21 protein-coding genes are annotated in these 18,425 nt (G+C 63.9%); 5 read left to right on the forward strand and 16 right to left on the reverse strand.

Features of this window, described 5'->3' with window-relative positions:
• Positions 1 to 145 precede the first annotated feature (145 nt).
• Entirely contained in the window at positions 146 to 928 is a 783-nt protein-coding gene (locus LB526_RS06810; protein WP_224626983.1) for a hypothetical protein, read from the forward strand.
• A gap of 17 nt (positions 929 to 945) precedes the next feature.
• Here LB526_RS06810 and ptsP read toward each other — a convergent pair whose 3' ends face one another.
• Genes ptsP through LB526_RS06835 form a run of 5 tightly spaced genes read right to left on the reverse strand, consistent with a single transcriptional unit; the run spans position 946 to position 5,663 of the window.
• Positions 946 to 2,931, reverse strand: coding sequence for a phosphoenolpyruvate--protein phosphotransferase (gene ptsP, locus LB526_RS06815; protein WP_224626985.1), 1,986 nt, complete (start codon positions 2,929 to 2,931; stop codon positions 946 to 948).
• 48 nt (positions 2,932 to 2,979) lie between these two features.
• Entirely contained in the window at positions 2,980 to 3,360 is a 381-nt protein-coding gene (locus tag LB526_RS06820; protein WP_095767656.1) for a PTS glucitol/sorbitol transporter subunit IIA, read from the reverse strand.
• 25 nt (positions 3,361 to 3,385) lie between these two features.
• On the reverse strand, positions 3,386 to 4,390 hold the full coding sequence (locus tag LB526_RS06825; RefSeq protein ID WP_224626987.1) for a PTS glucitol/sorbitol transporter subunit IIB: 1,005 nt from the start codon (positions 4,388 to 4,390) through the stop codon (positions 3,386 to 3,388).
• Between the two features lie 15 nt (positions 4,391 to 4,405).
• Entirely contained in the window at positions 4,406 to 5,173 is a 768-nt protein-coding gene (locus LB526_RS06830) for a PTS glucitol/sorbitol transporter subunit IIC (protein ID WP_042643976.1), read from the reverse strand.
• A 52-nt stretch (positions 5,174 to 5,225) separates the two neighbouring features.
• Complete coding sequence (locus tag LB526_RS06835) at positions 5,226 to 5,663, reverse strand: transcriptional regulator GutM (RefSeq protein ID WP_095767894.1); 438 nt, start codon at positions 5,661 to 5,663, stop codon at positions 5,226 to 5,228.
• 189 nt (positions 5,664 to 5,852) lie between these two features.
• On the opposite strand from LB526_RS06835, the gene LB526_RS06840 reads away from it, so the two are divergent.
• Positions 5,853 to 6,494, forward strand: a complete 642-nt coding sequence (locus LB526_RS06840; RefSeq protein ID WP_140541309.1) for a hypothetical protein — start codon at positions 5,853 to 5,855, stop codon at positions 6,492 to 6,494.
• Between the two features lie 89 nt (positions 6,495 to 6,583).
• The gene (locus tag LB526_RS06845; RefSeq protein ID WP_095767659.1) at positions 6,584 to 7,255 is read left to right on the forward strand and encodes an HAD family hydrolase; all 672 of its coding nucleotides are present in this window, start codon (positions 6,584 to 6,586) and stop codon (positions 7,253 to 7,255) included.
• 1 nt (position 7,256) lies between these two features.
• Here the strand turns inward: LB526_RS06845 and LB526_RS06850 are convergent, their stop codons facing one another.
• The 7 genes from LB526_RS06850 to LB526_RS06880 form a co-directional block, all read right to left on the reverse strand.
• Positions 7,257 to 8,402: a DUF930 domain-containing protein gene (locus LB526_RS06850; protein WP_224626989.1), complete on the reverse strand. Its 1,146-nt coding sequence runs from the start codon at positions 8,400 to 8,402 to the stop codon at positions 7,257 to 7,259.
• A 134-nt stretch (positions 8,403 to 8,536) separates the two neighbouring features.
• Positions 8,537 to 9,910: a pyruvate dehydrogenase complex dihydrolipoamide acetyltransferase gene (locus LB526_RS06855; RefSeq protein WP_224626991.1), complete on the reverse strand. Its 1,374-nt coding sequence runs from the start codon at positions 9,908 to 9,910 to the stop codon at positions 8,537 to 8,539.
• A 3-nt stretch (positions 9,911 to 9,913) separates the two neighbouring features.
• Complete coding sequence (locus LB526_RS06860) at positions 9,914 to 10,912, reverse strand: alpha-ketoacid dehydrogenase subunit beta (protein WP_224626993.1); 999 nt, start codon at positions 10,910 to 10,912, stop codon at positions 9,914 to 9,916.
• The gene (locus LB526_RS06865) at positions 10,912 to 11,943 is read right to left on the reverse strand and encodes a thiamine pyrophosphate-dependent dehydrogenase E1 component subunit alpha (RefSeq protein WP_224626995.1); all 1,032 of its coding nucleotides are present in this window, start codon (positions 11,941 to 11,943) and stop codon (positions 10,912 to 10,914) included. The genes LB526_RS06860 and LB526_RS06865 overlap by 1 nt, the downstream gene beginning before the upstream one ends.
• Positions 11,944 to 11,945: 2 nt before the next feature.
• On the reverse strand, positions 11,946 to 13,274 hold the full coding sequence (locus tag LB526_RS06870) for an NAD(P)H-dependent oxidoreductase (RefSeq protein ID WP_224626997.1): 1,329 nt from the start codon (positions 13,272 to 13,274) through the stop codon (positions 11,946 to 11,948).
• Positions 13,275 to 13,482: 208 nt separating this feature from the next.
• Positions 13,483 to 13,941, reverse strand: coding sequence for a YbaK/EbsC family protein (locus tag LB526_RS06875; RefSeq protein ID WP_140842720.1), 459 nt, complete (start codon positions 13,939 to 13,941; stop codon positions 13,483 to 13,485).
• A gap of 205 nt (positions 13,942 to 14,146) precedes the next feature.
• Positions 14,147 to 14,413, reverse strand: a complete 267-nt coding sequence (locus tag LB526_RS06880) for a helix-turn-helix domain-containing protein (protein ID WP_095767666.1) — start codon at positions 14,411 to 14,413, stop codon at positions 14,147 to 14,149.
• A gap of 298 nt (positions 14,414 to 14,711) precedes the next feature.
• On the opposite strand from LB526_RS06880, the gene LB526_RS06885 reads away from it, so the two are divergent.
• Positions 14,712 to 15,320, forward strand: a complete 609-nt coding sequence (locus LB526_RS06885; RefSeq protein WP_224626998.1) for a hypothetical protein — start codon at positions 14,712 to 14,714, stop codon at positions 15,318 to 15,320.
• 303 nt (positions 15,321 to 15,623) lie between these two features.
• Positions 15,624 to 15,884, forward strand: a complete 261-nt coding sequence (locus LB526_RS06890; RefSeq protein WP_224548309.1) for a hypothetical protein — start codon at positions 15,624 to 15,626, stop codon at positions 15,882 to 15,884.
• 71 nt (positions 15,885 to 15,955) lie between these two features.
• Here the strand turns inward: LB526_RS06890 and LB526_RS06895 are convergent, their stop codons facing one another.
• The 4 genes from LB526_RS06895 to LB526_RS06910 all read right to left on the reverse strand — a co-directional run bounded on the left by LB526_RS06895 (position 15,956) and on the right by LB526_RS06910 (position 18,422).
• Positions 15,956 to 16,258, reverse strand: a complete 303-nt coding sequence (locus tag LB526_RS06895) for a YqjD family protein (RefSeq protein WP_224626999.1) — start codon at positions 16,256 to 16,258, stop codon at positions 15,956 to 15,958.
• 93 nt (positions 16,259 to 16,351) lie between these two features.
• The gene (locus LB526_RS06900; protein ID WP_140842716.1) at positions 16,352 to 16,891 is read right to left on the reverse strand and encodes a MerR family transcriptional regulator; all 540 of its coding nucleotides are present in this window, start codon (positions 16,889 to 16,891) and stop codon (positions 16,352 to 16,354) included.
• Positions 16,892 to 17,022: 131 nt separating this feature from the next.
• A complete protein-coding gene (locus tag LB526_RS06905; protein ID WP_040983242.1) occupies positions 17,023 to 17,346 on the reverse strand; it encodes an integration host factor subunit alpha in 324 nt (107 codons plus the stop codon).
• Between the two features lie 104 nt (positions 17,347 to 17,450).
• Positions 17,451 to 18,422 carry a beta-ketoacyl-ACP synthase III gene (locus LB526_RS06910; protein ID WP_095767671.1) on the reverse strand — a complete coding sequence of 324 codons (972 nt, stop codon included), beginning with the start codon at positions 18,420 to 18,422 and terminating at the stop codon, positions 17,451 to 17,453.
• Positions 18,423 to 18,425 lie beyond the last annotated feature (3 nt).

The raw sequence follows: 18,425 nt of genomic DNA on the forward strand, positions 1-18,425 counted from the left end.
CCAACCCCGGCGGTGACACTGCCGTCGCCGATTCTGCATGCTGGTTAAATATCGCCTATTGATCTACCAATCGAGACGAACAATCTAGAGAGGGCGGCTGGCGCCCAAAGCCGTGACAGGCTTCAGCATTTCGAGGCAATTGGCGATGCTGCGACAAATTTCCGAAGACGTCCGCGCCAACCTGAAGGACCGGCTTCGGGAACTGCGCGACGCCATCCGCCAGAACCGCCACGACAGCGCCGGCGATGCCTCGCAAGATATCGCCGGCAATTTGCCTCCCTTCCCGGGCCGCAGCCTGCTCGGCCACGCCGCGAGCGCCGTCGACGGGGCGCTGACGATTGCCGAATCCTTCGTACCGCATTCCCGGCCGCTCAAGGTCGACGGCACGACCGTCAAAAGCCTGCGGATCTATTTCCCGCATGGCGATGAAGACCGGCAGATCGGCGGCGAGCGTCAGTTCAGGCGCGACATGTATTATCTGACCCGCGCGGTCCTCGCCGGCTACGGCATCGACAATCCGCGCGTCCACGAGGCGAGTTTTTCCGCCGTGCATGTCGCGATGCGCAAGCGCCACGCGGATCTCCTGGCCGGCGCGACGGCGGACGCGGCATCGACGGACCAGGTCGCGGCGGCCTGCGCGGCTCTCCTCATCGAATGCCTCAACCACCGTCCGGTTCAGCCTAGCGAGATCGGCACAGGCCCGGCGATAGGCGGCGACCGGTCTCTCGACATCAGGAGCCTTGCGCCTGTGGCGCTTGCCTGCGGACTGGCGACCAAGGCGGACGGAACGCCCGAGCCCGACATTCTCGAGATCGCGGTGCTGGCTGCCGAAGTGCGGGAGGACCGCATCCGGCAGGCCTGCGCCCAGGCCAATGCCGTCCAGGAACTGACACCGGTTCTCGCCACCCTGCTCGCGCATTTAGCGTAACCGCCGCGAATTATCCGCTACCGTTCGGCCGCCATGGCCGCGATCGTCTTCTTGGCGCGCTGGATCGAGGCCGGGCTCATGCTGAGCTCGGTCAGGCCCATCCCGATGAAGGTGGGGATCAGGTCCGGACGGCCGGCGGCCTCGCCGCACATGCCCACCATGATGCCGGCGGCGACACCCGCCTTCGCCGTCAGCTCGATCGCCGACATCACGGCCGGATTGGTGACGTCGTTGAGCTTGGCGACCGTCGGATTGAGTCGGTCGGCGGCCATGATGTACTGGGTCAGGTCGTTGGTGCCGATCGAAAAGAACGCCACCTCCTTCGCCAACGCGGGCGCGATCAGCACGGCGGCTGGCGTCTCAATCATCACGCCGAGGTCGAAGCTCGCATGCGGCACGCCTTCGGCCTTCAATTCAGCCGCGCATTCCTCCACCAGCGCGCGCGTGCGCGTCACCTCGGCAATCTCCGAAACCATCGGCAGCATGACCTTGATGTTGCCGTGGACGGCGGCGCGCAACAGCGCCCGCAGCTGCTTCTTGAAGATGTCGGGGCGGTCCAGGCACATGCGGATGCCGCGCCAGCCGAGGAACGGGTTTTCCTCGTCGGGAAACTCGATGCCGGCGATCGGCTTGTCGCCGCCGATGTCGAGCGTGCGCACGATGACCGAATGCGGCGCAAACGCCTTGGCCAGCGCGCTGTAGGTCTCGGCCTGCATGTCCTCCGACGGCAGATGCATGTGGCGCATGAAGAGCAGCTCGGTGCGGAACAGGCCGACGCCCATGGCGCCTGCCTCCTGCGCTGCCTCGATCTCCTCCAGCGAGCCGATATTGGCCGCGACCTCGATCACCGTGCCGTCGGCGCGGGTAGGCGTCACGCCTTTGAACACTGTTAGCCCGGCGCGCTCCTGCGCCGCTGCCTCGACACGCCGGGTAAAGTCTGCGCGCACGGTCTCGTCAGGGTCGACGATCACATGCCCGGCACTGCCGTCGATCGCCACCTCCCTGGCGGTGCGCAGCTCGTTGACCTTGTCGCCGAGACCCAGCACGGCCGGAATGCCGTGCGAGCGGGCGATGATGGCAATATGCGAGGTGGCGCCGCCATGGCCGCAGACCACGCCGCCGATGCGCTTCAGCGGCGCGCGCGCCAGATCCCAGGCGCCGATGTCGTCGGCAATCAGGATCGCGCCCTGCGGGATGGTTTCCAGGCTGACTTCGTCCTGGCCGAGCAGCGCCAGGCAGATCTGCCTGCCGACGGCATGGACGTCGTCGGCCCGGGCGTTGAGATAGTGGTCGTCGACCGCGCTGAAATCGGCGGCAATGGTGGCCGCCGCGCCAATGACGGCGGACACCGCGTCATCGCCTTCCTTGATCAGCTTCTCCGCCTCGCCGGTCAGGCTGTCGTCGGCGGCGATGTCGCGCAAAGCGGCGACGATGCCGCGGTCGCCAGCGGAGAGATTGTTCTCGGCAAGCGTGCGGTCCATGCGCGCCTGGACGCTGGCGACGGCGCCGCGGAAGCGCTCGAGCTCGCCGTCGATCTCATCGGCCGGCAGGCGTCTGCCCGGTCCCTCGATCTCCGGCGGGAAATGGGCAAAGGCCGGCCCGATCGCCACGCCCTCGCTTGCGGCGACGCCTTGAAGTTTCGGGGTTCCATCCACCGCTGCGGCAGAAGGCTGCGCGGCCTCACGAGCGGGCGCCGGGGCTGCGGCTTGCGAGCCCTCATCACCCGCCTCGCCCTCGTCGTCGAGGCCGGCGCGCGGGTTCTCAAGATAGCCGATCAGCGCCTCAATCGCCTCGATCGCGTCGGCGCCGTTGGCACGCACGGTGACTTCCTGGTTTTCCTTGACCGCCAGGAGCATCAGCTTGACTGAGCTCTTGGCGCTCACCGCCTTGCCGTTCTTGACCAGCTCTACGTCGGATTCGAAACCCTTGGCGAGCTTCACGAACCGCGTGGCGGGACGGGCGTGCAAACCTTCGTGCACTCTGACGATGGTCGAGCGTTCCATGGCAATTACTCTAGGCTTGGGCGCCGTCGACAGACAGCGCGGATATTATCAGGCGGCGATGGTGATGACAGCGCCCGGTGTCAGGGCGGCCACGAGCGCTCCGGTGTCGACCTCGGATGCGCAAACCTCGCCCGGCCTTTCGGCCTCGGATGCTCCGTTGAAGGAGATCACGACATGACCCATTTCCCGGACCTTGCTCCAGGCCGTGGAGCCGACCGCCGTTATCGTCGCCGAAACCGGTCCGAGCGTGATCGACGCGCCCTTTTGCGGCGCGTCGTCACTAGGCCCCTGCTCTGCCAAGTGCAGCACCGAGACTTCGGCGAGTTCAGGAGGCGAGCCATCCGCGAAAAGGATGACCACGCCGCCCTCGGCGAGGTCCGCCACTTCGGGTCCTATTGCTGTGACCCGTGTCTTGAGAAGAACCGACATATGGCGAACCTCGTTGTTACGCTTTTTAGAACACGATCAGGGAGACGATCCATGCGATCAGCACGGAAACCGGGCCCATGATCTGGCGGCTGATGAGCACCGCCGGCACGCCGATTTCGATCGTCTTCGGCTTGGCCTCACCGAGCGCCAGACCGACGGGAACGAAGTCGCAGCCCACCTGCGTATTGTAGGCAAACAGCGCCGGCAGGGCCATTGCTGGCGAGATGGTGCCGTTGGCGATCTGCGGGCCGATGATGGCGACGCCGATGACCTGGGCGATAACGGCGCCCGGTCCCAGGATAGGCGACAGGAACGGCAGGCCGCAGATGGCCGAGATGACCAGCAGGCCGACGATGTTGTTGGCTAAAGGTCCCATCGGCTGCGCCAGCACGTCGCCGATGCCGGTATAGAGGATCAGGCCGATCAGCATGGTCACGAAGGCCATGAAGGGCAGCACGTTGCGGACGACCTGATCGATGGTGCGGCGGCCGGAATTGAAGAAGATGCCGACCACACGGCCCATGACGCGGCCGATGGAACTGATCAGGCCGATAAGCCCGCCCTCGTTCGGCAGCGGCTCGGCCGCCCTGGCAGTGGTGTTGTTGCTTGTACTCATCGATGCTGCTCCCCCCGCAGTGGTGACCGCTTCGGATCCGTCCGCCATTGTGACGTTGGCCGGCTTCACGCCCGAAACGTAGATGTCTTCCGTGATGAACTGGGCGAGCGGACCCGCCTGGCCGACCGGTGTCAGATTGACGGTCGGGATACGCTTGCGCGGATAGACGCCGCAGCGGGCCGTGCCGCCGCAGTCGACGACGACGACCGCCATCTCGCTTTCGATCGGCGGCGCCTTGAAGCCGTCGACCGCCTCGGCGCCGGTCATGTCGGCGATCAGCTGCGCCACCGGATGAATGCCGCCGCCGGTTACCGACACGACCTTGTTGCGCTGTTCGGTCGGCTCGATGACCAGAGGCCCGCCCCAGCCGGTGGAGCCCTTCGAGATCTTTACTGCCTTGTATGTCTTGGCCATGGTGTCCTCCCGCCCTTAGAGCTCGACGCCCTGGCGGCGTGCCATGATGGCCGTGATGCGTTCGGTCAGGATGCCCTTGAGCAGGATGACGACGAGGCCGACGATGGCGTACCAGATGGCCACCTTGACGTGATAGCCGTTGGCGATGACGCCCCGCTTCTCGAGATCGAGCAGCGCGACCAGCATGCCGCCCCAGACGAAATATTCGCCGGGGTTGATATGCGGGAACAGGCCGAGTGGCGGATGCACGTAGGACACCGCCGCGTCGTAGAAGGCAGGCTTGTGCTTTTCTTCGAGGAAGGAGCCGAAAGTGTAGGCCATCGGGTTGGTGAGGAAGAACACCGACAGGACCGGCAGCACGGTGTAGCGAGTCAGCGCGATACGGCCGGCGCCGCGCGCCAGGCCGTGGACGCGCTCCTCGCCGACCAGTTCGGTGACGGCGTAGAAGGCGGTCATCAGCACGACCAGCGTCGGGATGATGCCGGTGACGAAGCCGGCGAACACTTCGCCGCCCTTCTGGAAGATGCCGATGAAATACTTGCCGATCGCAGTCAGCCAGCCGAGCTGCTCTTCCTGCTGCACATTCTTCAGCTGTTCCTTGAGCTGATCGGCGGTGACCGGCGCATTGTCGGTCGTCGCCTGCGCCAGGACCACGAGATGATCGGTGGCATGCTCGACGCCGAGCTTGCCGTGCCAGGCAGCATCCGAGACCATGGTGCCTGCGACATGCAGGTTGTGCACCGCCAGGTCGGCATGCTGCGCCAATAACGAAATTACAGACATTTCTCCTCCTTATGACCCCCGCCGGTCATTCCCAGCCGGCTGCCGGCGTCGCTTAAGCCCTTGCTACGTTCAAACCGGACAGGCCCGGCTTCTTCCCCGGCTCCGACCGCGCGCGGTCGATCTGCTCGATCGCCCGTTTCACGGCCTCGGCCACACCGGGTTCCCCCTCCCCCATGATCGCAGGGTTGGACCGGAGTCGATCGAGGGGGATACCCTCGAATTCTTCATGTCGCTTGAACTTGGTGAGCACCGAACGGCCGCTCATGACCATCATGCGGCGCACGATGAGATCGGGCGTCACGACAACGAGCGCGATGGTGCCCTTGGCGAGCCGGCCGCGGAAATTGCCGGCTCCGACAAAGCCGTCCTTGAACTCTCCGGTGACGCCTTTGAAGACGTCCGCATAATGCCGCATCTGCAGCCAGACGCCGAGTGATTGCAGCGCCCAGACAACAAACAGCAGAAGCAGCGCCCACTGCCAGATCGCCATTTCGGTTTCCTCCCGATTCTCTTCCTCCGGCACATATTGGACGGAGGCGAGATGACCCGAAAGTGAGAACATTTGTTTCCTAGAATGTCAACATGTATTATATTAGCCGCCGTAACGCTCCACAGGCGGCTGACCGATTTCGGCAACGGCAGCGCCTGTGGTAGCCTGTCGCCAAACGGGATATGAGACATGGATCTGCCTTTCAGGCACGAGCTGGCGCTTATGCCGGACCTTCGTCACCGGCTGCGGCAGCTGCGCTGGTTTCGCGCCACCTTCCGCAGCAGCGCGAAGGTGGTGTCGGAAACCTTCGGCGTTCGTTTCGAGATCGACGAGGCCAAGCTGACGCGCGCCTTTCTCGACTGGATCGACGTCATGGAGGCGCAGAAGCGATTCGCAGCTGTCGACCGCGCGGACTTCATCGTGTTCGCCGCCGGGCTGGTGCTGCGCGAGCTGATCCGCCAGGCGCCGGCACGGGAGGTCTCCGGTCTTACCGAAATGATCGAGACGGAAGCCAATGCCGGCACGGCGGAAATCGTGCGCTTCTGGCCGGAAGGTTTTCTCTATACCAACTACTGCGTGTCGGCGATTCTGGCTGTGCACGAGCAGGAGTTCGGCACGGCGCCCAGCATCGACAAATGCGCCGACGACCTGCGGACCTGGTGGTCCTACCGCGAGAACGCGACGGAAATGCCCGCCTATGCCGTGGCCTTCCTCGACCGCTTCCTCGGCGCCGAGCCCAACTGGATCACACCCGACCGCGCGCAGTCGCGCCAGGCCATGCAGCGCGCGCTTGGATCCACGCCGGTCAGCGAGGCGCTGCGCCAGCTTTGATGGGCAGGAGATGCATCCGCCTCACTATTGAACATCTGACTTTTTATCGATAGCGATGTGCGTATTGGCACAGAGGCCGGGAGAAGCGCGTGGCGCAACCTAGACTGATTTTTGATTGCGACGGCGTTCTCGTCGACAGCGAACCGCTGGCCGCCAAGGCCTATGAGCGCGTTTACGAGAAACACGGCATGCCCGGCGTCCATGGCGGCATCATCGCGCAATGCATCGGCATGAAGCAGGCCGATATCATCGTGAAGATCAAGGAACTGACCGGCCATCAGTTCCCGCCCACCGCCGACGGCGACATCTGGGCCGAGACCAAGCTGCTCTTTTCGGAGGAGTTGAAGCCGACACCGGGGATCCTGCCGTTCCTGAGCGCGCTTGCCGGCGACCGCTGCGTCGCCTCGTCATCTTCGGTCGAACGCATCAACCACAGCCTGTCGGTGACCGGACTGTCGCGCTTCTTTGGCGAGGCGATCTTTTCCTCCTCGATGGTCAAGAACGGCAAGCCAGCGCCCGACATCTTCCTCTACGCCGCCGAGAAAATGGGCGCGAAACCCGCCGACTGCATCGTGGTCGAAGATTCGCCTTTTGGCGTCCAGGGCGCGGTTGCGGCCGGCATGATCGCGATCGGCTATACCGGCGGCGGGCATACCTATCCCGAGCACGGCGCCCGGCTGAAGGCCGCAGGCGCGGATTTCGTCTGCGCCGACTGGCACGACGTCAGCCGGCAGTTGGCCGGGCTTGGTGTCCCGGCCTGAACTAGCGGAGACTTGGGAAGCGACGCCGCGTCCACTCCCCAGGCGGGACCAATCCCCCCACGCGGAAGTTGAAGGACAGGACCCTCGTTGCATCGGCGTCGACCTCGCAGCGGAAGCTCAGATCATACCACTGGGTTGTCGTGCTGAAGGCAGCCTGCGGAGGGTTAAGAACATTGCCCTGCTTCAGGGGAATGGTCGGCAGCCATTTGGGCGAGTAATCGGCACTCTGCAATTCCTGGTTCAGAACATTGGCGCAAAGATTGGCAACGCGCTGATCGCGCGGCACGTTCTCCATCGAGCTTGTGGCAAACGCGTTGCCGGTCGCACCTGGCGAGTAAAGCTTTCTGACGCCCGGAAGGCCGGAATAGATCGGCGATCCCGCGACCTCGCTGTCGGCGGGGCTTGAGCTTCCCGGGTTTCCCCTTGGCGCTCTCAAAGCTCTTGCGGATTTGAACTTCATGGCTTTGGAAGGCTTAGGCTTTGCCTTTTCGGCTGGCGCAGGCTTGTCGCCGGCCTCGGCCGTCAACGGCTTTGGCGTTTCGGCAGCTTGCTTTTCGGCGGTTTGCGGCTGCTGTTTGTCAGTGTCCTCGGTTGCCTGCTTCTCCTCGCTTTGCGCGGGTTTTTCGTCCGGCGCGGTGGTTACCGGCTTCTCTTGAGCCTCGTTGGTGTCCGCCTGCTGCTCGGGCGTTGCAGGCGGAGCCGGCTGGTTGGGCGCGGGTTGCGATGAGACGGGCGGCTTCGCGGGTTCATCCTTGGGCGGCGACGGGGCGTTGGCCGGCGCGCTGCCGCCGTCGGGAGATTTCTCCGGGCCGGTATCCTTCTCGCCATACTGAAAAACGCGCTTCAAAACCGGGATGTCCTGCGGTTTCGGCGGCTGCAGAGGCGGTGGCTTTTGCACAACCTGCTCGGGCGGCTTTTCAGCCTTCTTTTCAGGCTTCGGCTCCGGCGGCTTTGGAGCGGGCTTCGGCTTGGGCTGCTCGGGCGGCGGCACGATCGCGACATTGACCGGCTGTTCCTGGTGATCCGGCTGTTGATCGGGTCTCGGCAGACCAAAGAACAAGAATGCTGCGATCAAGGCATGCAGGAATAGCGATGCGGCCAAGGCCCACCGCCAATTCCGAAACCATTCCCGCATCTTGCCGTTCATTGCGCCCGATGTGGAACGAAATGACGGCGGCTTCAAGCGCCGGCAGGGATTTGCGGTAGCTGCCGGCCTGACAAGTCGGTGATCGGAGGGGCTGTGGCGTAAGCAAGCCGGATCAAGGCCCTGCAGGGATTGGCTTACACCAGCATGCCCATCGGGTTTTCGATCAAGCGCTTGAAGGCGCCGAGCAGCTCCGCGCCAAGCGCGCCGTCGACGGCGCGATGATCGGTCGACAAGGTCACCGACATCACGGTGGCTATCTTGATCTCGCCCTTCTTGACCACCGCCCGTTCCTCGCCGGCGCCGACCGCCAGGATCGTCGCATGCGGCGGGTTGATGACGGCGGCAAAGTCCTTGACGCCGAACATGCCGAGATTGGATACCGCCGTCGTGCCGCCCTGATATTCTTCCGGCTTCAGCTTGCGGCTCCTGGCGCGGCTTGCCAGGTCCTTCATCTCGTTGGAGATGACCGACAGCGTCTTCTCATCCGCATGCCGAATGATCGGCGTGATCAGGCCGCCGGGGATCGACACGGCGACGCCGACATCGGCGTGCTTGTGCTTGACCATGGCGTTCTCCGTCCAGGAGGCGTTGGCATCCGGCACCGCCATCAGCGCCATGGCCATGGCCTTGATGACCATGTCGTTGACCGAGAGCTTGTAGGCCGGAACCTCGCCCTTGTCGGTCTTCTTCATCGGGGCTGCGGCATTGAGCTGCGTGCGCAGCGCCAGCAGCGCGTCGAGCTCGCAGTCCAGCGTCAAATAGAAATGCGGGATGGTCGACTTCGCCTCGACCAGGCGGCGCGCGATGGTCTTGCGCATGTTGTCATGCGGCACGAGCTCGTAGGAGCCTTCGGCGAACAGCTTCAGCACCTGGTCGTCCGACATCGGTTTGGCTGCGGTCGCCGGAGCGGACGGGACTTCGACCGGAATCTCGGCAGCTGGCGGAGCAGGGGTGGCCGTGCCTTTCGCTGCGGCTGCGGCCTCAACGTCGGCACGCACGACGCGGCCGCGCGGGCCGCTGCCTTGTATCTCGGCTATCTTAAGACCGGCTTCGCGAGCCAAGCGGCGCGCCAGCGGCGTTGCGCGCTCGCCCTGCGATTGGCCGATCTCCCCCCTCGTGGGGGAGATGCCCGGCAGGGCAGAGGGGGGCGCGAAGGAACGAGACGTTGGCGGGACAGCGCCCCCCTCTGCCCGCTTCGCCGACATCTCCCCCACTAGGGCGGAGATTGGCGCCCTGTTCTGCGGCGTCGTTCCTGATTCATAGACCTCGTCATCGGCGTAAATCCAGGCGACGGGCTCGCCGACCGGAATGTCGACGCGCTCCTTGCCGGTGACGTCGCGCAGCGTGCCGCTGGCCGGCGCATCGATCTCCATCGCTGCCTTGTCGGTCTCGATTTCGAAAAGCACGTCGCCTTTCTTGACGTGCGAGCCCTCCTCGGCGAACCAGCGCGAGATCTGTCCGGTCGCCATATCCATGTCGACCTTGGGAAGAATGACTTCGGTCGGCATCGCTCAGCGGACCCCTTTCACGAGGTCGCGCGCGGCGGCGATGATGTCGGGAACTTGCGGCACCGTCGCCTTTTCCAGATCCGGATTGTAGGGGATCGGCGTCTCGGCGCCGCCAAGGCGCACGATCGGCGCATCGAGATAGTCGAACGCCTCGCTTTCGGCGACGAGCGCGCTCACTTCCGCGCCGATGCCGAGCGTTTTCACCGCCTCGTAGACGCAGAGCAACCGCGAGGTCTTCTTCACGCTGTCGATCACGGTCTGCCTGTCGATAGGGCGGATCGTGCGCAGATCGACCACTTCGATGTCGATGCCCTCGCCTTCAAGCACAGCCGCGGCGTCGAGCGCCTTCTGCACCATGATCGATGTAGCGACGATGGTGAGGTCGCGGCCTTCGCGGCGGATCTCGGCCTTGCCGATCGGCACGGTGTAGTGGCCTTCCGGCACATGGCCCTTCATCTTGTAGAGCAGCTTGTGCTCGAAGATCATGACCGGGTCCGGATCGGCGATTGCCGCCAACAGCATGCCCTTGGCATCGTGCGGCGTCGCCGGCTGGATGACCTTGAGGCCGGGTACATGGCCGAGCCAGGCCTCTAAGCTCTGGCTGTGCTGCGCGGCGGCGCCCGTACCCGAGCCCGCCGGGAAACGCATCACCACCGGCACCGAGACCTCGCCGCCAAGCATGAAGCGCATCTTGGCCGCCTGGTTGACGATCTGCTCCATGGCGAGCGTGGCGAAATCCGAGAACTGGAATTCGAAGATCGGCCGCATGCCGGTGACGGCCGCGCCCACCGCGATGCCGGCGCCGCCCAGTTCGGAGATCGGCGTGTCTATAACCCGCTCGGTGCCGTAGCGCTCGACGAGGTCGCCGGTCACCTGGAAGGCGCCGCCATAGACGCCGATATCCTCGCCCATCAGGAAGACACGTTCGTCCATGTCCATGGCGATCGCCATGGCTTCCTGGATCGCCTGGGCGTAGCTCAGTTCACGCAGCGCAGCGTCCATCACGCTTGCTCCGTGTAAACATAATTCTGCAAGGTGGCGATCTCCGGCGCCGGGCTCGCCTTGGCGAACTCGATGCCGTCGGCAATCTCCTTGGCGACCGCGTCGCGGATCGCCTGGATTCCCTGGTCGTCGATGAAGCCGAAATCGCGGAGTTCCGTCTCGAAGAGCGTGATCGGATCGCGGTTCGCCATCCAATCCTCGATCTCTTCCTTAGTGCGGTAACGGTTGCGGTCGCTCTTGGAATGGCCGCGATGACGGTAGGTCTTGGATTCGATCAGCGTCGGCCCCTCGCCGGCCCGCGCCCGCTCCACGGCCTTGAAGGACGCCTCGGCGACCTCGGAGAAGATATTGCCGTTGACGATGACGCCCGGCATCGAATAGGCGGCCGCGCGCTCGGCGATGTTCTTGACCGCGGTCGAGCGCGCCGTCGAGGTCGACATGCCGTAGCCGTTGTTCTCGCACACGAAGATCACCGGCAGCTTCCAGACCGCCGCCATGTTCAGCGCCTCGTGGAAGGCGCCCTCATTGTTGGCGCCGTCGCCGAAGAAGGAAACCACGACCTTGCCGGTCTTCATCATCTTGGACGAGAGCGCGGCGCCCACCGCGATCGGGATGCCGCCGGCAACGATGCCGTTGGCACCGAGATTGCCCTTGGCGACATCCGCGATATGCATGGAGCCGCCGCGGCCCTTGCAGTAGCCGGTGGTCTTGCCGAAGAACTCCGCGAACATGCGGCTGACTTCGGCGCCCTTGGCGATGCAATGGCCATGGCCGCGATGCGTCGAGGTGATCTGATCGTCCGCAGCGAGCGGCATGCAGATGCCCATGGCGCTGGCTTCCTGGCCGATCGACAGGTGCATGGTGCCGTGGATGAGGCCTCGCGTGTAGCACTCTTCCGCGCCCTCTTCGAAGCGGCGGATGAGGTACATCTTGTGAAGCACCTCCCTCAGCTGCTCCGGACTGTACTGGCGATAGACGAAAGGCAGGTTGGCCCGGCTATCCACGACGGCGGCTTTGCTGGCTCCAGCCATGATCACGCCTCCACGGCGCCGTAAACGAGCTTGTCCTGGCGGGCACGCAGCTCGGCGATCTTCGAGCCCGGCGCGGGCGCCGCGTTGGCATAGGTGATGAGCTCGCCCATCTTGATGGGTGCAGTCACGGAGCCGCCCTGCAGCAGGCCGCAGGGAACGGCGCGCGCCGCATGGGCTTCCGGAGCCGTCATGATCCAGGCGCGGTAGCAATATTCGCCGATGGCATCGAGCTTGTCGCCGGGCTTCAGATCCTTCTTGGCAACGGCGCAGACTTCGGCCACGGGCTTGGCCAGCGGAACCATGTCGGCCTTGCCATAAAGCACGACACGGGCGCAGGTAAGCGGCACTTCCAGCGAGGTGAGGTGATAGGGACGATGGAAGGTGAAATACGGACCCTTGCCCATCTTCAGGTCTTCCATGCGCTCCGAGATGCGCGGATGCGACATGTCGGCGACGACGAAGACGCCGGGCGCCACACCCTTGCCGATCGAATAGTCGACGACGCCGACCTTCGACAGCACGCCGCCGTCCTTCTCGGGCACCAGCACCTTCGACAATTCGCCGAGCGTCGCCGCCGGACCGTGCATGCCGGGCTTGTCGGGAACCAGCCCGGTCGCATTGGCGATCGCCGCCATCTCGACCATGGTCTTCGAACCGTCGACGAATTCGACCAGCATGCGCACGTTCATGTGCCGGCGCTTGGCCTCCTCCTCATAGTCCGGGGGCGTGGCGTCGATGTTGAGCGGATTGTTCTTGCCCTTGCCGGCGGCAACGATCGGGTGGCCCATGGCGGAGACGAACTCGATCAGTTCCATGCATGAAGACGGCTCGTCGCCGGCGCCCAGCGAGTAGGTGACGCCGAGGCGGTCGGCTTCGCTCTTGAGATAGGCGCCTATGGTGACGTCGGCCTCGACATTCATCATCACCAGATGCTTGCCATGCTCCATGGCGCGCAGGCCGATCTCGGCGCCGACGGCCGGAACGCCGGTCGCATCGATGACGACGTCGATCAGGTCGTTGCCGATGACGAGGCTGGAATCGTTGGTGACGGCGATCTTGCCGGCCTCCATGGCCGACGTCATGGCCGATGCGCTCGAAACCTCGCGCGCATGGCCGGTCTCCTGGAAGGCGATATCGACGGCCTTGCCGGCGGCCGGCAGGTTGAGTTCGGAAATGGCGCCGATCTCGATGCCGGACATGTGGGCGACGCGGGTGACGATGTCGGTGCCCATTTCGCCCGAGCCGATCAGGCCGATGCGAATGGGCTTGCCGGACTTGGCGCGCTCCTCGAGGTCACGGGCAAGGCCCGTCAACGAAATATTGGAAGCCATGCCGCTTATTCCTCCCACATCGCATGCTGTTTGATCGCTTGGGTATTGAACATCTGTATTTCTGTCAAGACTAATGTCCAAATCTTTGACCGTCCTCGACGCTTTTCGAGTCGGTTGACGCGCGACGGCGAAGGCGCGGATGCGAATGTCGGTCAAAGCCGCGCTACGGCCCGCGACGAACCATGACGGGATATCTAGGCGGCAATTGCTACTGGCAAACGTCGACCCATACGGCGCCGACCAGATCGGCCATGCGCTGCGGTGTGATGCGCACCGCGGCATTGGTGGCGCCGGCTGCGGGAACGACTTCGTCGAAGGCCTTGAGCGACAGATCGCAATAGACGGGTAGCGGCGACGGCAGGCCGAACGGGCAGACGCCGCCAGGCGGATGGCTGGTGATTGCCAGCACCTCCTCGCCGCCCAGCATGCGCGGCTTGCCGCCCATGCTGTCCTTGAATTTGCGGTTGTCGAGCCTGGCGATGCCGCTGGTCACGACCAGCATGGCCTCGTCGCCCACGCGCAGGCAGATCGTCTTGGCGATCTGCGCCGGCATGACGCCATGGGCTTCGGCGGCAAGCGCGACGGTGGCCGAACTTGCCTCGGTGACGATGACTTCGATATCGGGCGCATGCTCGGCAAAAAAGGCGCGAACCGATTCCAAACTCATGGCGACCCCTCGTCAGACCTGTCGAACACCGGCTGGCGAATCGCATGGCGGCGCGGTCATTGACAAGAGCCACGGCCGTGCGTTGCGCATCCTTGTCTTGACGCATGCCGTTTCCCCAAAACCGCAGCGCATAGTTGGGCGACATGCATCAAAAAGCCCGCCAGGCATGCCTTGGCGGGCTTTCACATGGACGCTTGCTTGCATCCTATTGCTGCGTGGGCCGGTTCTCGGCGGCCGGCACTCTGATCAATTCCTCTTCCGGCACCTGCAGGGCGGAAGCGATGCGCCGAAGCTTGGCGGGGTCGGCGTCCTTGCCGTCCTCGATGTCGACGATCTCGCCCACGGCCAGGCCGCAGGTCAAAGAGAGCTCCTCGATCGTGTATCCCCTGGTTTCGCGCGCGGCTTTGAACGGGTTGAGGCCGGACGCGGCAATAATGTCGTTGGAAACAGCGTTTCGTACGGTGTTGGGCATGGCAACTCCTTGAGATGAAACAGGGTCGGATGAAATGTGGTGTTGCCTGAGACGGGCGGGAGAATGCTCGTTAACAAATGATTTGCCAAGAGCACCCATGCGGCGTCACGCGTTCGTGAAGCTGCGTTTCGGCTGATGCCTCGGGCTGCGTACATGTAAGGTCGCGCAGCGCTCAATCAAGTTCTTTTGAAGGCCCGTGGCCGGATCCGCCGGCATTTTCGACGTCTCGATTCGTTAGCTTGCCGTCACCGGCGGCAGACAGATCGACGCCGGGCGTTTCTCGGAAGGATCGGATGCCATGAATTTGAAATCGTTCGCAATTGTGCTCGGCACAGTCTCAAGCGTCATCGGCGCGACGCAAGCGTGGGCCGCGGATGCCATACGTGTTCGAGGCACTGTCGTCGGCGTTGCCGGGTCGACGCTGACGGTGAAGGATCGCGATGGCAAAACCAATGCGATCACGCTCGCCAACGGATGGAAGATTTCGGGCGTTGCCAAGGCGTCGGCAGCCGATATCAAGCAGGGCGACTTTCTTGGCATCGCCTCGATTTCCAAGGCCGACGGCGGCAGCGGCGCGCTGGAAGTCGTGATCTTTCCGGCTGCTCTGAAGGGTACCGGAGAAGGCGATCGCGACTGGGATCTGCGGCCCAACAGCCGCATGACCAACGGCACTGTCGCCGATGTCAGCGAGATCGACGGCCGCACCGTCACGCTCACCTATGACAACGGCCAGAAGAAGCAGATCGCTATCCCGCAGACGACACCGATCGTGACATTCGCCACCGCCACGCCGGCAGATCTCACGCCGGGCATCGCAGTGTTCGTCAATGCCGAGCGTGGCGGCGACGGCAAGCTGGTCGCGAACCGGGTCGTTGTCGGGAATCACGGCATCGCGCCGCCGATGTGAGGAGGCAGCGAGCAGCTCGAACAGCTTTGGCCGCTTGAACACTCGGCCTATCTGAGGCGGCGGCATCGCGGAGTGAGCCACCTCCATGTCGGGTGCCGCGCGCCGGATGCGTGGCGCGCGCCGAGGAGAGCCGCGCCCGGCTTTCCCAATCCGCCGATATCGCCGGCCAAATGAAAAAAATCGCGCATCATATGAACCTTTCCATTGGCCGCAGCACCAAGCGGTCATGGGCACCGCGAGGTGCTCCTCACCCCAACGGGACGCCAGGACGGCGATCCCAAAACCAATGGAAGGAAATGCCCAATGATCAACTTCAAGCGTATCACCCTGGCCGCGGCTCTTGTCGTCTCGGCTTTCGGCTCGGTCTCGGCTCCGGCTTTTGCGGGCACGCATCCGACCGGCGACGGCGGCGCGGTCTGTAAGGGCCATGGTTCTTGCCTGGTGCTGCAGCTGGATTGCAAAGGCACCTATACCGATGCCACCGACAAGAACGGCACCGTCTACGGCAAGTGCAGCCAGGTGATGAAGGTCGACCCGAAGACGCGGCTCAAGCTTGCGAACTGATCACCTGTAGCGACACGGAAATGGTGGCCGTCGAGAACGGCCGCCATTTCTGTTTATATCCCCTCGATCGATCAGCGCCGGCCGATCAAAAGGCCGGCAAGCAGTCCGACCACGACCAGCCCGACGGCAGCGGCCGTCGCCGGATGATCGCGCGCCGTGCGCTCGATCGCCTTGCCCCTGCGCCTTATTGCCGGCAGCGCCTCGTGGAGGCGATCGGCAAGTTGCGAATAATAGTCGGACGCCGCCTCGCGGCCATCCTCGTAATAGGCGTCACCGCGCCTGGCCAGAACCTTCTTCAGGTCGTGCAGTTGTCGCGAAAGTGCCGCGACCTGCTTGTCGATATCAACGTCGGAGAGGGTCGAAAACGATGCCATGCTTGTTGTCCTTCTCTTCGAGAAGGCCTAACGCACGGGCGAAGAGCCCGTTCCGGCCGACCGACCGAGTACCGTCAAGTCGAAGATGATCGTTCAACGAACCTGGTCTAGCAGGCGCTTGCATTCCAGCAAGTCGAACAGCGCCTCCTGCAGCAAGGCGCGATTGTCACGCGACAATCTCGACGAGTCGGGTTGAACCGGACCTTCGTCGTCGCTCTTGCCCAAGCCGAAGAAACGGCGGCTGGGCTTCACTTTCGGCTGGCCGACCAGCGCGTCCTCGTCGCCGCGCGGCTGCGCGGCCGCCGTCAGCGGCACCTGCTCGGCCTGGCGGCGCTGGGCGATGGCCTCCACCGCGGCCATGTCGCCATTGCCGATGGCGACCAGGAAATGGTTGCCGTTCTCGCGCAACAGCTTCTGCACGCCTTTGATCGTATAGCCCTGATCGTAGAGCATATGCCGGATGCCCTTGATGAGCTCGACGTCTTGCGGCCGGTAGTAGCGCCGGCCGCCGCCACGCTTCATCGGCTTGATCTGGGTGAAGCGGGTCTCCCAGAAACGCAGCACGTGCTGCGGCAGGTCAAGATCTTCCGCGACTTCGCTGATGGTGCGGAAAGCATCGGGGCTCTTGTCCATGGGCCAATCCTCCACACTGGACCACGATCCTGGCATGGTGCCGAATCGCGCCTTATTTCAGCGATTTATGAAACGATATTCAAGCCCAGCTTGAAAACCACCGGCGGTTTTCAACCGCATTCGCCAGCAAACTACTTGCCGCCCTTGCCCTTGCTGTTCTGATGCGAACGCAGGATCCGGTTCTTGAGCACGTTCGAGGACTTGAACGTCATCACCCGGCGCGGCAAGATCGGCACTTCCTCGCCCGTCTTGGGATTGCGGCCGATGCGCTCGTTCTTGGAGCGGACATGGAAGGTGGCGAAGGACGACAGCTTGACCGTCTCACCGCGAACGATGGCTTCGCAGATTTCGTCCAGCACAGCCTCGACGAGTTCCGCCGATTCCGTTCGAGACAAACCAACCTTCCGGTAAACGGCTTCAGCAAGGTCGGCACGCGTAAGTGTCTTTCCCCCCATGCGACCGTCCCATCTGCTCGCAAAAACGTAAATCGATACAGGCAAAGGCTGAGCCTAAGTAATTGATCCGGCAAGGTCAAGGACCGAACCGGCGAGTTCGGCACTTACCAGCGGAGCAACACCGCGCCCCAGGTGAAGCCTCCACCCATCGCCTCGAGAAGAACCAGGTCGCCCTTCTTGATGCGACCGTCGGCGACGGCCACCGACAAAGCGAGCGGCACCGAAGCAGCCGAGGTGTTACCGTGTAAATCGACAGTGACCACCACTTTCTGCTCGGCAATCCCGAGCTTCTTGGCGGAAGCGTCAATAATCCGTTTATTGGCCTGATGCGGCACGAACCAGTCGAGGTCCTCGGCCGTTATGCCGGCCTCGCTGAAGGTCGCTTCGATGACGTCGGTGATCATGCCGACGGCATGCTTGAACACTTCACGGCCTTCCATCCTCAGATGGCCGACGGTTCCCGTGGTCGAAGGACCTCCGTCGACGAAGAGCTTGTCCTTGTGCACGCCGTCGGAGCGCAGGCTCGCGGCCAGCACGCCGCGATCGGTGATCGCGCCGGCTCCGTCTTCCGCTTCGAGAACCAGCGCGCCGGCGCCGTCGCCGAAGAGCACACAGGTCGAGCGGTCGCTCCAGTCGAGGATGCGCGAGAATGTCTCCGAGCCGATCACCAGGACGCGTTTGGCCAGGCCGCCGCGGATATAAAGATCGGCAGTGGCAACGGCGTAAACGAAGCCAGAGCACACGGCTTGCATGTCGAAGGCAAAGCCGTGATGCATGCCGAGCCGGTTCTGGATTTCGACAGCCGTCGCCGGAAACGTGTTGTTGGGCGTCGAGGTCGCCAGGATGATGAGATCGATATCGGCCGGCGTCATGCCGGCGCTGTCGAGCGCGGCCCGCGCCGCATCCTCTCCAAGCGAGGCAGTCGTCTCGTCGTCGGCGGCGACGTGGCGCTGGCGAATGCCGGTGCGCTGGACGATCCACTCGTCGGAGGTCTCGACCATGCCTTCGAAGTCGGCATTCTTCATGATGCGGCGGGGCAGCGCGGCACCGTTGCCGCGCACGACTGATCTGATCAAGGC

Origin of the sequence: Mesorhizobium sp. CA6, from assembly GCF_020165035.1 — a bacterium.
GTDB lineage: Bacteria > Pseudomonadota > Alphaproteobacteria > Rhizobiales > Rhizobiaceae > Mesorhizobium.

Excerpts from the sequence above, each read along its gene's own strand:
- LB526_RS06810 (WP_224626983.1), top strand. The coding sequence starts at position 146 with ATGCTGCGACAAATTTCCGAAGACGTCCGCGCCAACCTGAAGGACCGG.
- ptsP (WP_224626985.1), bottom strand. The coding sequence starts at position 2,931 with ATGGAACGCTCGACCATCGTCAGAGTGCACGAAGGTTTGCACGCCCGT.
- LB526_RS06820 (WP_095767656.1), bottom strand. The coding sequence starts at position 3,360 with ATGTCGGTTCTTCTCAAGACACGGGTCACAGCAATAGGACCCGAAGTG.
- LB526_RS06825 (WP_224626987.1), bottom strand. The coding sequence starts at position 4,390 with ATGGCCAAGACATACAAGGCAGTAAAGATCTCGAAGGGCTCCACCGGC.
- LB526_RS06830 (WP_042643976.1), bottom strand. The coding sequence starts at position 5,173 with ATGTCTGTAATTTCGTTATTGGCGCAGCATGCCGACCTGGCGGTGCAC.
- LB526_RS06835 (WP_095767894.1), bottom strand. The coding sequence starts at position 5,663 with ATGGCGATCTGGCAGTGGGCGCTGCTTCTGCTGTTTGTTGTCTGGGCG.
- LB526_RS06840 (WP_140541309.1), top strand. The coding sequence starts at position 5,853 with ATGGATCTGCCTTTCAGGCACGAGCTGGCGCTTATGCCGGACCTTCGT.
- LB526_RS06850 (WP_224626989.1), bottom strand. The coding sequence starts at position 8,402 with ATGAACGGCAAGATGCGGGAATGGTTTCGGAATTGGCGGTGGGCCTTG.
- LB526_RS06855 (WP_224626991.1), bottom strand. The coding sequence starts at position 9,910 with ATGCCGACCGAAGTCATTCTTCCCAAGGTCGACATGGATATGGCGACC.
- LB526_RS06860 (WP_224626993.1), bottom strand. The coding sequence starts at position 10,912 with ATGGACGCTGCGCTGCGTGAACTGAGCTACGCCCAGGCGATCCAGGAA.
- LB526_RS06865 (WP_224626995.1), bottom strand. The coding sequence starts at position 11,943 with ATGGCTGGAGCCAGCAAAGCCGCCGTCGTGGATAGCCGGGCCAACCTG.
- LB526_RS06870 (WP_224626997.1), bottom strand. The coding sequence starts at position 13,274 with ATGGCTTCCAATATTTCGTTGACGGGCCTTGCCCGTGACCTCGAGGAG.
- LB526_RS06875 (WP_140842720.1), bottom strand. The coding sequence starts at position 13,941 with ATGAGTTTGGAATCGGTTCGCGCCTTTTTTGCCGAGCATGCGCCCGAT.
- LB526_RS06880 (WP_095767666.1), bottom strand. The coding sequence starts at position 14,413 with ATGCCCAACACCGTACGAAACGCTGTTTCCAACGACATTATTGCCGCG.
- LB526_RS06885 (WP_224626998.1), top strand. The coding sequence starts at position 14,712 with ATGAATTTGAAATCGTTCGCAATTGTGCTCGGCACAGTCTCAAGCGTC.
- LB526_RS06890 (WP_224548309.1), top strand. The coding sequence starts at position 15,624 with ATGATCAACTTCAAGCGTATCACCCTGGCCGCGGCTCTTGTCGTCTCG.
- LB526_RS06895 (WP_224626999.1), bottom strand. The coding sequence starts at position 16,258 with ATGGCATCGTTTTCGACCCTCTCCGACGTTGATATCGACAAGCAGGTC.
- LB526_RS06900 (WP_140842716.1), bottom strand. The coding sequence starts at position 16,891 with ATGGACAAGAGCCCCGATGCTTTCCGCACCATCAGCGAAGTCGCGGAA.
- LB526_RS06905 (WP_040983242.1), bottom strand. The coding sequence starts at position 17,346 with ATGGGGGGAAAGACACTTACGCGTGCCGACCTTGCTGAAGCCGTTTAC.